This window comes from Candidatus Dependentiae bacterium, from assembly GCA_040878395.1.
In the GTDB taxonomy this organism is placed as follows: domain Bacteria; phylum Babelota; class Babeliae; order Babelales; family Vermiphilaceae; genus JAKBEL01.
Map to the genome: position 1 here is coordinate 44,610 of JBBDMI010000008.1, position 13,391 is coordinate 58,000.

General features: G+C 35.2%; 17 protein-coding genes. 8 read left to right on the top strand and 9 right to left on the bottom strand.

Annotated features, from left to right (window positions below; translation table 11 throughout):
• Positions 1 to 2 precede the first annotated feature (2 nt).
• Positions 3 to 1,466: an RtcB family protein gene (locus WD055_03630; GenBank protein ID MEX0849294.1), complete on the top strand. Its 1,464-nt coding sequence runs from the start codon at positions 3 to 5 to the stop codon at positions 1,464 to 1,466.
• A gap of 59 nt (positions 1,467 to 1,525) precedes the next feature.
• On the opposite strand, the gene WD055_03635 is transcribed toward WD055_03630, so the two are convergent.
• The 3 genes from WD055_03635 to WD055_03645 form a co-directional block, all read right to left on the bottom strand.
• A complete protein-coding gene (locus WD055_03635) occupies positions 1,526 to 1,756 on the bottom strand; it encodes a hypothetical protein (GenBank protein MEX0849295.1) in 231 nt (76 codons plus the stop codon).
• A gap of 44 nt (positions 1,757 to 1,800) precedes the next feature.
• A complete protein-coding gene (locus tag WD055_03640; GenBank protein ID MEX0849296.1) occupies positions 1,801 to 2,058 on the bottom strand; it encodes a hypothetical protein in 258 nt (85 codons plus the stop codon).
• Between the two features lie 220 nt (positions 2,059 to 2,278).
• Positions 2,279 to 2,941: a hypothetical protein gene (locus WD055_03645; protein MEX0849297.1), complete on the bottom strand. Its 663-nt coding sequence runs from the start codon at positions 2,939 to 2,941 to the stop codon at positions 2,279 to 2,281.
• Between the two features lie 162 nt (positions 2,942 to 3,103).
• Between WD055_03645 and WD055_03650 the strand changes: the two genes are divergently transcribed.
• The 3 genes from WD055_03650 to WD055_03660 all read left to right on the top strand — a co-directional run bounded on the left by WD055_03650 (position 3,104) and on the right by WD055_03660 (position 3,744).
• The gene (locus WD055_03650) at positions 3,104 to 3,298 is read left to right on the top strand and encodes a hypothetical protein (protein ID MEX0849298.1); all 195 of its coding nucleotides are present in this window, start codon (positions 3,104 to 3,106) and stop codon (positions 3,296 to 3,298) included.
• The gene (locus WD055_03655) at positions 3,241 to 3,399 is read left to right on the top strand and encodes a type II toxin-antitoxin system RelE/ParE family toxin (protein ID MEX0849299.1); all 159 of its coding nucleotides are present in this window, start codon (positions 3,241 to 3,243) and stop codon (positions 3,397 to 3,399) included. The genes WD055_03650 and WD055_03655 overlap by 58 nt, the downstream gene beginning before the upstream one ends.
• A gap of 102 nt (positions 3,400 to 3,501) precedes the next feature.
• A complete protein-coding gene (locus tag WD055_03660; protein ID MEX0849300.1) occupies positions 3,502 to 3,744 on the top strand; it encodes a helix-turn-helix domain-containing protein in 243 nt (80 codons plus the stop codon).
• A 9-nt stretch (positions 3,745 to 3,753) separates the two neighbouring features.
• On the opposite strand, the gene WD055_03665 is transcribed toward WD055_03660, so the two are convergent.
• Genes WD055_03665 through tmk form a run of 3 tightly spaced genes read right to left on the bottom strand, consistent with a single transcriptional unit; the run spans position 3,754 to position 5,426 of the window.
• Complete coding sequence (locus WD055_03665) at positions 3,754 to 4,053, bottom strand: hypothetical protein (GenBank protein MEX0849301.1); 300 nt, start codon at positions 4,051 to 4,053, stop codon at positions 3,754 to 3,756.
• A gap of 19 nt (positions 4,054 to 4,072) precedes the next feature.
• On the bottom strand, positions 4,073 to 4,804 hold the full coding sequence (locus tag WD055_03670) for a hypothetical protein (protein MEX0849302.1): 732 nt from the start codon (positions 4,802 to 4,804) through the stop codon (positions 4,073 to 4,075).
• Complete coding sequence (gene tmk, locus WD055_03675; protein ID MEX0849303.1) at positions 4,752 to 5,426, bottom strand: dTMP kinase; 675 nt, start codon at positions 5,424 to 5,426, stop codon at positions 4,752 to 4,754. Before tmk ends, WD055_03670 begins: the two co-directional genes overlap by 53 nt.
• A gap of 104 nt (positions 5,427 to 5,530) precedes the next feature.
• Between tmk and WD055_03680 the strand changes: the two genes are divergently transcribed.
• From WD055_03680 to WD055_03690, 3 genes are all read left to right on the top strand, one after another.
• Positions 5,531 to 7,099: an AMP-binding protein gene (locus tag WD055_03680; GenBank protein MEX0849304.1), complete on the top strand. Its 1,569-nt coding sequence runs from the start codon at positions 5,531 to 5,533 to the stop codon at positions 7,097 to 7,099.
• The gene (locus tag WD055_03685; protein ID MEX0849305.1) at positions 7,086 to 8,192 is read left to right on the top strand and encodes a glycosyltransferase; all 1,107 of its coding nucleotides are present in this window, start codon (positions 7,086 to 7,088) and stop codon (positions 8,190 to 8,192) included. The genes WD055_03680 and WD055_03685 overlap by 14 nt, the downstream gene beginning before the upstream one ends.
• Positions 8,193 to 8,363: 171 nt before the next feature.
• The gene (locus WD055_03690) at positions 8,364 to 9,404 is read left to right on the top strand and encodes an MBL fold metallo-hydrolase (GenBank protein MEX0849306.1); all 1,041 of its coding nucleotides are present in this window, start codon (positions 8,364 to 8,366) and stop codon (positions 9,402 to 9,404) included.
• 508 nt (positions 9,405 to 9,912) lie between these two features.
• On the opposite strand, the gene WD055_03695 is transcribed toward WD055_03690, so the two are convergent.
• Entirely contained in the window at positions 9,913 to 10,266 is a 354-nt protein-coding gene (locus WD055_03695) for a hypothetical protein (GenBank protein MEX0849307.1), read from the bottom strand.
• Positions 10,267 to 10,296: 30 nt separating this feature from the next.
• On the bottom strand, positions 10,297 to 11,352 hold the full coding sequence (locus WD055_03700; protein MEX0849308.1) for a histone deacetylase: 1,056 nt from the start codon (positions 11,350 to 11,352) through the stop codon (positions 10,297 to 10,299).
• Positions 11,353 to 11,579: 227 nt separating this feature from the next.
• Here WD055_03700 and WD055_03705 point away from each other — a divergent pair, with 227 nt between their 5' ends.
• Positions 11,580 to 12,500 (top strand): hypothetical protein, encoded by a 921-nt coding sequence (locus WD055_03705; protein ID MEX0849309.1) that lies wholly within the window; start codon positions 11,580 to 11,582, stop codon positions 12,498 to 12,500.
• Positions 12,501 to 12,555: 55 nt separating this feature from the next.
• On the opposite strand, the gene WD055_03710 is transcribed toward WD055_03705, so the two are convergent.
• Positions 12,556 to 13,206 carry a hypothetical protein gene (locus WD055_03710; GenBank protein MEX0849310.1) on the bottom strand — a complete coding sequence of 217 codons (651 nt, stop codon included), beginning with the start codon at positions 13,204 to 13,206 and terminating at the stop codon, positions 12,556 to 12,558.
• Between the last annotated feature and the right edge of the window lie 185 nt (positions 13,207 to 13,391).

The window sequence follows — 13,391 nt, forward strand, 5'->3', positions numbered from 1 at the left end:
GGATGTATGTTGTGAGTAAATCGATACGTTGGCAAGATTTAATAAAAATTTCTGATTATTGTTATGAAGTTCCACAATCATTTCGTGATGACATGCGTGTTTCGGCACGTGCATTTATAACTGAGGATATGTTCAAAGATGTTTCAGGCGATAGATCTCTTGAGCAGTTGATCAATGTTGCAACATTACCCGGTATACAAAAAGCTGCATTTGCAATGCCGGACATGCATCAAGGCTATGGATTTCCAATCGGTGGTGTTGCTGCAATGGCAATTGATGAAGGTGGTGTGATTTCACCCGGTGGCATTGGTTATGATATCAATTGTGGTGTGCGCTTAATGGTTGCCGATGCAACGTATGGTGAAGTTAAGCCGTACTTAGAGCAGATTGCTACCGAACTGTTCAATGCAGTTCCATCCGGAGTTGGTCGCGGCGGGAGATTGAAACTTGATATGCATGAATTGGATGAAGTTTTGCGTTATGGTGCAAAACATATGGTCAAAAAAGGATTTGGTACGCAAGAAGATTTAGATCATTGCCAAGAGGGTGGCTGCATGGAAGTTGCGCGGCCTGATTTGGTGACTGATCGTGCAAAGCAACGTGGTGCAGATCAGTTGGGTACATTGGGGTCAGGTAATCATTTTCTTGAAGTGCAAAAAGTTGATGAGATTTATGATGAAGAAGCTGCCCAAGTGTTTGGTTTACAAAAAGGGTTATTAACGGTAATGATTCATTGTGGATCACGTGGTCTGGGGCATCAAACATGCACTGATTATGTGCGCATTATGAACAAAGCAATGCCAAAATGGGGTTATCAATTGCCCGATCGAGAATTAGTGTGTGCACCATTTTTGTCTCAAGAAGCTCAAGATTATTATTATGCAATGGCAGCAGCGGCAAATTTTGCATGGGCAAATCGTCATATGATTGGAGTTTGGGTACGGGAAGCATTTAACAATGTAGTTACCAATGTGAATTTGACAACTGTGTATGATGTTTCACATAATATTGGCAGTGTTGAAACGCATAATATTAATGGTAAAGAAAAGCGCCTTATTATGCATCGTAAGGGTGCAACGCGTTCATTTGGTCCGGGGCATCCTGAAGTTCCTAAGCGCTATCGTGATGTTGGTCAACCGGTGTTGATTCCGGGAACCATGGGCACAAGTTCATATGTTTTGGCAGGTACCAAAGAAGGGATGGATGTTGCATTCGGTTCATGTTGTCATGGTGCAGGCAGACGTTTATCACGTACTGCAGCAAAAAAAATGGTCCGTGGACCTGCATTGCGCAAAGAGCTTGAAGATCATAATATTATTGTTCGTTGCGATTCGGATAAAGGTTTGGCCGAGGAGGCACCAATTGCCTATAAAGATGTAGATTCGGTGGTTAATGTCGTACAAAATGCAAAAATTGCACGTAAAGTTGCACGATTAGTGCCGGTTGCCGTTATTAAAGGTGGATGAATTTAAAAAGGGCTACACATCATGCAGCCCTTTTTAAATTGAAGATCTTGCTTGGTTGCTTATTTTTTATCTGCTTCTAGTAGCTGTCTGTGACGATTGTAAGTGCATCGATCATGTTCTTTTGTGCCTGGTCGGTAGTTTCTTTTACATTCATCCGAAGCTTGCTTTCCTAAAACCTGAAATCTTTGTGCTCGGCGTATAGCTTCAGGATTATCCCCTGAAACTTTATAGGCAAAGATTCCTGCTGAACTCATAAGAACCAATGTGCATATCATTTTTAGAAATTTCATAACGATCTCCTTTTGTTATGATTAATTTAATAAACATATTGCGTTTATCTACCGCAACATGATTTTTTATTATTGTTGTTTTGGCCAACATTTTTTTGAGTATTATAATTTGACTGAGTATTGTTTTGTGCTTGAGCATTATTTGCTTTTACTTTTTCAACGCATTCATCATATTCTTTTGTTCCCGGTTCAAATCCATGCAATACCGAGCATGTTGAATGTGGATCACTGGTTTGGGTTACGGCATAAAGAGCACCTGAGCTGATAATGCTTAATGCGATTATGGTAAGCTTTAATTTCATACTATTTTTCCTTTAATTGTTAAAACTTATACTTTTATTATTTCATATCTGTACTTTAATTATATATGTTATGTAGCCAATTCGGCAATAGTTTGTTGTGGCATTTGGGGTGACTAGGTAATAAATTACCAGAAAATTGATATTATTTACCTAATAAATCAGGGAGATTTTCTTGGATTTGGGCAGTTTTTTAGGGATAAAATAGCAAAAAAAGCTGATATCAGATGGTTTCTTCATGAATTTCTATATTTTGCTGAATAAGCCATATTTTCCATTTATGAGGAATTGTCTGTTTTGAGCTTACTTGGTATATGCAATTACAATCATGTACTTGATTGTAATGTTCAACTAACGCTTGTTGCTCAATGAACTGTTTTTTCAATTTACTTGAGCTTTGGTGCCAGGTAATATTTTTGCATTCAACCATATGCTCATCAGTTTGTATATCGATTTCACGCGAAAGAGTTCCGTCCGTGAGGATTTTGTTGAAATGCTTTATTGTTTCATTTTCTTCATATAGCGAAATTGCTCGTTCAATTTCATATGCATGTCCTTTTATCATGATTTCATTATGTGTATCAGTTACTAAGCGTAATGTTTCTATGTATCCGGGTGTATTTAAAAAAAGTGTTGCCGATAGCATGAGCATTGATCGATAAGAATGTAGATGTGCAGAAAGTTTTTCTAAAGATGAAAGTGTTTCGGTTAGTGCATCATCGGACTTGCTTTGTTCTGTTTTTTTAAATTGAGAGAAGGTTCCGGCAGTAGTTTTTTTAGAAATATTTTTTTTGAGAATGGCATGTGTCGTACGTAATATTTTTGGTAAATTACATTCGGCAGCTTGGGCTGTGAAAAATACGATAAACAGTAAACTGTGTTTCATTGTTACTCCTTTTGTTGAGTTAACATAGTTTTAGTTTATTTTACGTATGGATGTAAAGTTTTTTAGGTGTTTTGAGTATATGGAGAGTGTAAGTGTCAGACAGTTTGGGACCATTTTTGGTACACTTAAATAGTGGCTGGTTACAGGTGAAAAGGTTAAAAAATGGAATCAATTAAGATTATTCCTGTATGCTTTTATAAAGAAGATTCAGGTAATGAGCCTGTTCGAGAATGGTTATATGAACTTACTGCAGATGATAGAAAAAACATTGGGAAAGATATTAGAATAATACAGATAGATTGGCCTACAGGAGCTCCTTTAGTGAAGCCTTTAGGTGGAAGATTAGGAGTCGATTAGATAATCGCATTGCACGTATAATATTTGTATTTGAAGAAGGCACAATGATTTTGCTTCATGGATTTATAAAAAAAGCCAAAAGACACCAAAAAATGATTTAGATCTTGCTCGTAAAAGAGCTAAAAAATTATAGCGGAGAAGACGTGAAAAAAAACAAACATATAGGCTCTAGTTTTGAGAATTTTCTTGAACAAGAAGGAATTATGCAAGAGGTTAATGCTGTTGCTGTCAAAGCAGTAATTGCTCATCACTTGCAAGAATACATGGTGAAAGAGCATATTACTCAAACAGTGATGGCAAAACGATTAGGTACAAGTAGAACTGGATTGAAAAGACTTCTTGATCCTACAAACAGCTCAATAACTCTTTTAACACTTAATCGAGCAGCCGATGTTTTAGGTAAAAAAATTGAGATAAACTTGGTAGACTCAATCTCAAAAAAATGATTTGTAGTTTTACTTACCTAAATTACCAAATTTCTTATTTTGTGCACGCCTGATCATTTCAGCTTTAAACGCTTCCCGGTCTTTTTTTGGATCGGGTAATGTTTGATGAGCAATTGAGGGTCGTGTTTCAGATAATTTTTGCTGTTGGATCTGTTTTTGGGCACGTTCATTTTCTGTAATGATTTGTTCAATTTCTGTATGATTCATACCTGTTTGTGCAAGCATAGTGCGTAAATCAGCTTGAGGATCGGCTGCATATAAAAAAGTTGCATGAAGTGAAAATAAAAAGATAAAAAAGGGTTGTTTCATCAATATTTTTTTCTTGAAATTAATTATGTACATGAAATTGCACAAAGAGGTTTTTCCAAAAAAGCTTGCTGCTTCCCGGCATTGGTGGTTTGAGGAGTCCATTTTTGAGTACATTAATACGTTGCATGATAATAGTATGGTTGTCATTATTTTCAATCGCTTGTTTGTATTTGTTCATCCAAAAAGCAAGTAGTTGATCAATAAGGTCTATGCTTTGTTGCTCATTGATACTATTTTTTTGAATATACTGTAAAAAAATAAGTGGATCAGGAGGGGCGGTTGATGTGAAATTGTTAAACAGTTGTTGCAATTGGCCGGAAAATGTATCTTTTGTGAATGTATGGATAATACAGCGTGATTTGATAGTGGGTAAAATATATTCTGTGCGTTCAGCACATAAAATAAAATGATAGCCTTTGGGTGGTTCTTCAATTGATTTGAGTAAACTATTGGCGCATTGTTTGCTCAAAAAATCAGCTTTTTGCAAAATAAAAAAACATTCATCATTGTCAGGTAGTGAAAAAGATAAGCGTTCATGAATTACTTTAATGTCATCGAGGGTATACTGTTTTTCCGGATTAATCCAGATAACGGCATGATGTTGTTGTTCGCGTATTTGCTTGCATGAGATGCATACACCGCATCCCTCGTCTGTACAAAATCGTTTTTGCAGATAAGGAATGATCTCTATAATTAAATTATCGTGTGTACCGGTCCACAGTTGTGCCGGTGGTAATGTGTCTTTTTTCATACAAAGAAAGCCATGGGGTTAAAGCAGATAACGCTTCTTGCAATATTGTTTGTTTATCATATATTCCATTAACTATTATAACATCTTTACGATTATTAAAAAGAGTACAAAAGCCATTATGAACATGCTGCATAAACTGTTCATGTTCTTTTTCAAAAGTGGTTAATGTTTCATTGCGTATGATTAAACGCTCGCGTGCAATTTTTGGATCAGTATTGACAAAAATAGTAACATCGGGGGTGTAATTGCACATTGCCCAGGCATTTACTGTATTAATAAAATCGATATCGATACCACGTGCAACTCCTTGATATACAACCGAAGAATCTGCCATACGATCTGAAATAACAATTTTATTTTGTTGTAATGCGGGAATCACTTTTTCATTAAAATGCTGTGCACGATCTGCTGCAAATAATAAAAATTCTGCTTTTGCACAAATAGGTACATTTTGATTTTGCACAATAGACCGAATGCTTTTGCCCAGCCCTGAGTCACCAGGCTCTTTTGTGAGTAAAACAGAATATTGTCTTTCTAACTGCGTGCATAAAAGTTTGGCAAGCGTACTTTTGCCTGATCCGTCAATGCCTTCAATTGATATTAATAAACCATTAGTTTTCATTTTTTTGCCTTGCAATAAATCATCTGTTGAATAAAAATGAGTATAACATGTTATGTTAGTATATAAGAAAATAAAATTTTTGCTTCAAGCAAAGGTAAAAGATTATGAATAATATAATAAATGATGTATCTTCGGCAGAACGTATGCGTTTTGATAAGCTTATAGATTCAATTACAAAAAATGGCAAATTGATGACATTGGGTCACTTATTAGAATGGTCAGCGAAAAAATATGGTGATCGCATTGCGCTCATATGTCGTGATGAGCAAATTAGTTTTAATCATCTGTTTGCGCGTGCCTGCATGTTTAGTGAATTATTGCGTCAAAAAGGAATTAAGTCGGGCGATAGTGTATTGGTATGGCTTGAAAACTCAATTGAATTTTATATTGCCTATTTTGGTGCTTTGCAAATAGGTGCAATTGTTGCACCGCTGAATGTATATTTAACTGAACGTGAATTGACGCATATAATCAAAGATGCAGATGCACAGATAATGGTGACGTCTCAATCATTTTTAGAACGTTTAGGGGATCAACAAATTCAAGTTCCTATATTGCTCAAAGAGGATGCAATTAAATTAGATAAACCTATTACAACCGATAAATGTGTTATTACTGATAAAGATCCTGATGTATTAACGTTATTATTATATACTTCGGGTACAACAGGATTGCCAAAGGGAGTAATGCTCAGTTCTCGTAATGTATTAACAAATGCGATGCAAGCAATTGCGCGCCAAGAGTTTAAACGTTGTAAAGTATTGTGTGTATTGCCATTGTTTCATAGTTTTGCACAAAATGCATGTATTTGGACGCCGTTGCTTTATGGTTGTACCGTGATTGTGGTTCCTAAAGTTGATCGACGTTTAATACTTGAAGGTTTGGCAAAAAAACCGTCAGTATTTTTGGGAGTTCCAGCTTTATATGGACTGTTATGTTTAATGAAAACAGCACCCCTTGCCGGTATTGAACTGTTTGTTTGTGGTGGTGATGCATTGCCGGATAAAATTCGTTCTGCATTCGGCTTAATCTATAATCGTAAGATTTGCAACGGTTACGGTTTAACTGAAACTTCACCATTAATTTCTATTGATTTAGATGATATGACAGAACCGACTAATTGTGTCGGCACGCCATGTATCAACGTGCAAGTGCAGATTCGTGATGAGCAAGGCAATGTGTTAACTCAAGGGCAAGTAGGTCAATTATGGGTAACAGGCCCCAACATAATGCTTGGTTATCACAATGCGCAAGAAGCAACCGATAAAGTATTGAAAAATGGCTGGTTCGATACCGGAGATCTTGCATATATTAATCGACGTGGCAAAATTGTTATTGCCGGACGGGAAAAAGATTTGATTATTCATAAAGGCTTTAATATTTATCCGCAAGAAATTGAAAATGTGTTATTGAGTCATGCTGATGTAATTCGAGCTGCAGTGATTGGTAAAAAAGAAAATGCAGTAGGTGAAATTCCTATTGCGGTTGTGCAAGTAAGGACTGAAAGTTCTACATTGATATCGGAATTGAAAAAGCGCTGTAAGGAGCAGTTGGCAGCGTATAAAATTCCAAAAGATATTATCGTGGTCAAAAGAGATCCACCATTGACGGCAACGGGTAAAATAAATAAGAAAAAGCTCAAACAGCAGTTATTTACCGATGAAGAAAATTAAACTTATTCATGTGACTTCCAGTTTGCAAATGGGCGGTGCAGAACGAACGCTATTTAATATTGTAAAGCATTTACGCGATCAGTTTGATCAAACCGTTATCTATTTTAATGATGGTCCATTTGTGCAAGAGTTACAAGATTTGGGCATTTCCGTTATGCACATAAAAGGGTTTGCTTTTCGTTATGATCCATTCTTTTTTTGGCGTTTGTATAAAACATTGAAACAGCAAAATCCTGATGTTATACACACGCTGTTATGGGCAGCAAATGTGTCGGTACGTATTTGTGCAAAGTTGCTTGGAATACCATTTGTTACCGTTTATCATAATAATGTGGAGCAAGACGGTGGTATCCGTTCATTTATTGATACGATTACCTTGCGCTTTGGCAAAAAACAGATTGCTGTTTCAGAGCAAGTTGCGCAATCACTCAAAAAAAGAACAACTTGGTTGCCGGCATCAAACATTGAAGTTATCACTAATGGCATTGAAGTTCCTCAATTAAGACGAGTTATAAAAAGAAACGAACTTGGTATTGATGATAATGCATTTGTTATTGGTGCGGTTGGAAGGTTTGTGCCGGTTAAACAGTTTGATTTTTTATTGCGTTCGAGTGCAAATGTAATGAAGGTGCACAAGCATGTTTATTTACTTTTGGTTGGGACGGGTATTTTAGAACAAGAGTTGCGTAGTCTGGCTTGTCAGTTAGATATTTCGGATAAGGTTATATTTGTGGTGGGCAAGTCTGCAATCGATTATTATCCATTGTTTGATTGTTTTGTTCAAAGTTCTGATAAAGAAGGAATATCTATTGCATTGCTTGAGGCAATGCATTTTTCATTGCCATGTATAGTTATGGGTCATTTTTATGTTCATCCGGTTATTACTCATGGCTTTGATGGTTTTGTGTGTCCTGTTGGTAATGGTTCGATTTTGGAAGAATATGTTAAGGTGATCATTGAACAACAGAAGCATATTTTGGCTACTATTGGCGATCAGGCAAAAAAGACGATTTGTAATCAATTTGAAGTTAAAATAATGATTCATAAATACGCAATATTGTTTAAAGATTTATGTAAGAAAAATACAAAGTGAATTATGATTTGTATCTCCAATAGTGCCTTCTACTCGGATCAAAAAACTGATGGCAAAAGTTTGCTTTTTAAAAGAATATTGTGTACCATTATAACATCAATTAACTTAGATAACCTCCATTTCCCCTATCCATGACGTTCTGTCAGGATGGGGGTAACTTTTATTTAGTACATGAAAAAACAGAAACAACGTTTATATCCTCATGTTCAGCATGGGCGTTTTTATAATTATCCAAACGAAAATCCTGAAGGTTTTTTTTTCAGGTCTTTTTATATTTACTTAAAATCATATATTAATCGTTTTTTTTATCATCCGAATACTTCCGAATGGCAAATGCAATTGAAGCCTATTGTTCGTAGTGCAAAGCCGGTTATTACTTGGATTGGACATTCGACATTCTTAATTCAGATGAATGGCATTAATATTTTAACGGATCCAATTTTTGGTGATGCTACTTCTCTGTTTCCTCGTATATTGCAACCGGGTATAACGCTTGCTCAATTGCCGCCTATCGATTATGTTGTTATATCGCATAATCATTTGGATCATATGGATGAGCCGGCATTAACGGTATTGAAAGAGCGCAATCCGTATTGTCGTTATTTAGTTCCTTTGGGCGACAAAGCTTGGTTTGACAAGCGTGCATTTACTCATGTACGTGAATATACGTGGTGGCAACAGGACAGTTTTGTGTTATCAGATATTGTTACCGATAGAGTTACTTTTACTTTTTTACCGGCGTTTCATTGGTCTCAACGAGGTATGTTTGATAAGAACAGATCATTATGGGGTAGTTGGATGATTGAGATTGGCGGAAAAAAAATCTATTTTGGTGGTGATACTGCATATGCAAAACATTTCAAATCTATTGGTGTTGAATTTGGTCAGATTGATTGTGCAATTTTGCCAATTGGTCCATGTGAACCACATAAGTGGATGAAATATTCACATGCAAATGCGTATGAAGCTTTTCAAGCTTTTAAAGATTTGAATGCTCATCATTTTATTCCTATGCATTGGGGTACTTACTATTTTGGTACTGATACATTTGATATGCCTATAAAGTTGCTTAATCATGCTTGGCAATCAGCAATCACTAACAAACAGGTTTCCCAAGAACAGTTGCACATTTTACGTGCAGGCCAACGTATTGATTTACCACTGGCTTCAGATATGCCAATTATTGAATTACCAAAAGAAATTCAGCGTTAATTGTTAACTGAGTAATGCTGTGAACATTTTTAATATCTAATGCTGTCGAATGAAAGCATATTCCATAATCAGGATGTAATTTAATCAATGTTTGGTCAAGCTTCAAACAATTTTCATTGTCCATTTTGTCATCCCTGAAGGGGATCCAGCGGTGACTGGTATAATCTCGACATTAACTGGGCTAAAAAAGTTTGTTCGTTTAGAAAATGATTGGTTTCCAATTGAATATATACAAAATAAGCGTAATGTAACCATTTGTTTTTAAATTTTACTTTATAATATTTTTAGATAATGCACACCATTGATTAAGACTTTATTGACACTAAGCCGGTTACCGCTGGATCCCCTTCAGGGATGACAAGATGGACAAATTGCTTTGTTTTTTGTGCTTGGATTATTACATTTTGTTTAAGAATTGTTTGAACATATTTGATGACAAAATAGAGAATTATTTCATCTATAATAATCATTACTATACAAAAAATGTTTAAAAACTGTTCACACATATTTAACTGAGTAATGTGTATAGAGACAATCCAATTGTTGCCAAACCACATCCAATAGCAGCTAATCCATAATACATAGCTTTTTTACGAGAAGTATCTTCAATTGATTTGCATTCAGCTTTGTTTTTGTTATGTAATAATAATGGCAATGGGTGGCTTGAATTCGGTACATCCCAAATAATATTTCTAAAGTGATCATCTATTTGTTCAGCAAAGCTATGATTACTATAACTGTATCCTGCAGTTGCTAAAGTTCCGAGTGCAGATAAGCCAAGCGCAATGTTAAGTTTATTTACAGCATGCATGGATGAGATTGGAATTAAGCAGATAAAGCTTAGAATTATTTTTTTATTCATAGTTATTATTACTTCCATTTTAGATTTGCTTTAATGTATAATATTACGTTTTCTTAGTAAGCATTCGATGGAATGAGCAATAATACGTGCACTTGCACTAGTATAGCCACCTGACAACACCATTGTGATTGGAATATCATGCTGTTTCGCTTGTTCAAAAACATAATCGTCACGTTCGATAATCGCATCTTCTGAGATGTCCATACGTCCTAGTGGATCTTCTTTATAGATATCAGTTCCTGCATTATAGATAATAAAATTTGGTTGTTCATTCTTTATAATTTCTGGAAGCTTTTCTTTTAATTTATTTAGATATTCAGTGTCTGATGGAACGCGTGGGCCTAAATGCCATTCTGATTCAAATACAACAGGATAAGTGATATGTTTCTGATTTCTTCCATGAGGATAATTTTTTCTATACATATCAAAAGTTTTAATGCGATCATCATCTTTGCAGCCTTCTTCGTGACCATTTCCTTGATGTGCATCTAAATCAATAATTAATACTTTCCAGTCAGGGTGATTATCAAGGATTTTTTTTGCAGCAAGTTGTATATCACCATAAAAACAAAAACCACCGCCATGATCAGTTTCTGCATGGTGGTAGCCACCAGATAGATTTATTGCCCATCCATTATCAAGAGCTAACTCAGTTGCACGAATAGTACCACCTGTTGCTAAACGCATAGGGCGTAATAAGTATCGCTGCAATAGCCAATTGGGTATGAACTTTAATGGGTATATCTCGGCAATACGAGCAACTGTTGTGGAATCATTTAAAGAATCTAAATAACGTGCTGTATGTACAGATTCAAGGTCAGATCGTGTAACCTCTTGGGGTTTATAAAATTGGCCTGGATGAATGCCTAAGCGTGTAAGTGCTTTGTGTATTTTAGAATATTTACAACTATCAAAAGGATGCAGTTTTTCTATACCAAAGAAACTGACATCATACTTTTGATGATAAACAATAGGAATTTTTTTGGTTTCAGTTTTTTCTCGTGCTTTTTGTTTCCATACCTTTGTATGCATAGCTAATGGTGATAATATGAGGCTTATACCTATCAAAAATAAGATTTTTTTCATTGCGATATCCTTTATGAGAAAATTTCTCGAATTGTATATTTAGATTATATTTTTTTACATATTTCGTCAAAAGCCCTAAGTCTAGAAATGCCAATTCAATAGGATTTTAGATGTAACTATGTGTAAAGCATTGATCTATATAATTCTATTTGAATATAATTTTATTATAAAGAAAGTATTAATCAAAGAATGATTATGCATCAATGATTTATGGGGAATTTATATTCATGAAAAAAAAGTTATGCCTGGTTTTGTGTTTAATGATGCATAATGTGCATGGTTATATTTATCAAGCGGTTGTTATGCGTAAATGGCAGCCTGATTTTAATCGATTTCATTATTTTATTGGCTTGGGTGATCTACATGATAAAAAACATCCATCAAATGGTGAGCATGTACAAAAGCTTGAACAACTATTGGCTAATACACAAAAAGATGATTTAAAGTTATTTACTGAAGATTTAAGTGCTGCCAATAGTGATGGTCATTATGTGGTTAAAGGTTATTTGATTAATTCTCGTGGTGGTATTCTTGGCGGATTGACCGACAAGTGTCGCACCTTTGGTATTGATGTCGACAATCTGGAATATCGTTATGCGAGAGTTTGTGCATTAGGGCCGGTGTTGAATAATCGAGATAAAAATATATTTGATCTTGCATCTACGTGTAAAATAAATATTGGTGATTTTACCAATGAAATTTATGATGAATTGGATCGTATTGCATTGTTTCAAGATGGTGCACAGTGCAATGGTTGGTATAAAAAAAATATGCAAAACATTAAACGAAAAATGCGTGATTTAGATTGGCCATCTTGCCAAAATGCACATATTGCTGAATATTTATCTTGCATGAACAAGCCTCTTGTGCCTTTTATTAATCATTTGCTTACTTTTGATGCAAGTATTTTGGATATGAAGATGGTACATGAGATCACACAGCATACAGATAAAGAGCGCATTTGTGCAATTGCAGGTGGTTCACATATTGATCGCGCAAGTAAGGTATTGAAAAAAATAGGTTATAGTTCTGTTTTTCAAGCAAAACCTACATTTCAAAGAGTTTCAAACATTGATGTAGGTAATGTGCAAAATATGCAATCAAAACCTCAGCCTATCTCATTGGATCTATTGCAGAAATTTTTCTAAAAAATGAGAAAAGCCCCAAGAACTGGGGCCCCTCAAAAGGATGAGATAATTTTTGTTAACCCCAAAGGGCTCTTTTCATGCGCCCAAAAAATCCAATATTTTCTTCTTTTGGTGTTGCATCTTCAACTATTGTGGGCTTTTGTTTTTGAGGAAGTTCTAGATCTGCAGGTGCAGGTTTATTTTGTAATTCTGCTAATGATCTACGATTTTCATTTACACCTTTAAGGATCGTTCCCATATCTTGTCTGATTTCTTTGCGTGTAGCTTTGCCTTCAGTTTGAATCAGTTGCATAAGATATTCTTTTACATTTCTTAAAAGTGAACGAGTGGTTCTGCCTTCGTATCGCACATTGTACATTAAGTTATGATAGATGCTGTATATGGTATAAACAGTGAACGTTCCGCCTGCAATCAACAAAATCGGTTTCTTGTTTTCCCATGCCCATGAGCCGGCATCACCAAGTGAACTAATGTCATATAGCGATGTTCTGCTTTGAGGGATGAGATTAGTTTTTTGTGTAAATAAAGCAAATTGTGCTGAAAGCTTTGTGATTTCTTTGCCTTGTGTTTCCACAGCTTGAACTAACTGATCTAGTGGCATATCTGTTGTATGAGATAGATTGACTATGCATGAAGAAAATAATAAAAATAAGACTGATTTTTTAATAACCATAATATAACCTTCCATCTGTTTTATACGTTCCATTTATCACGTATAATTTAATTATTACATAATCAATGAAAAAGTCAATTGCTGCTCATCATTAGATGTCGAAGGTGCCGCACTATTTATTTCTATTTGAAAACGTTTTGATCGGTAATAGTTGAAAAAAGCGTGTTTACATGTTATGTTTGCTGCCCGTACATATTTCCATTTTTTTACCAAATTCT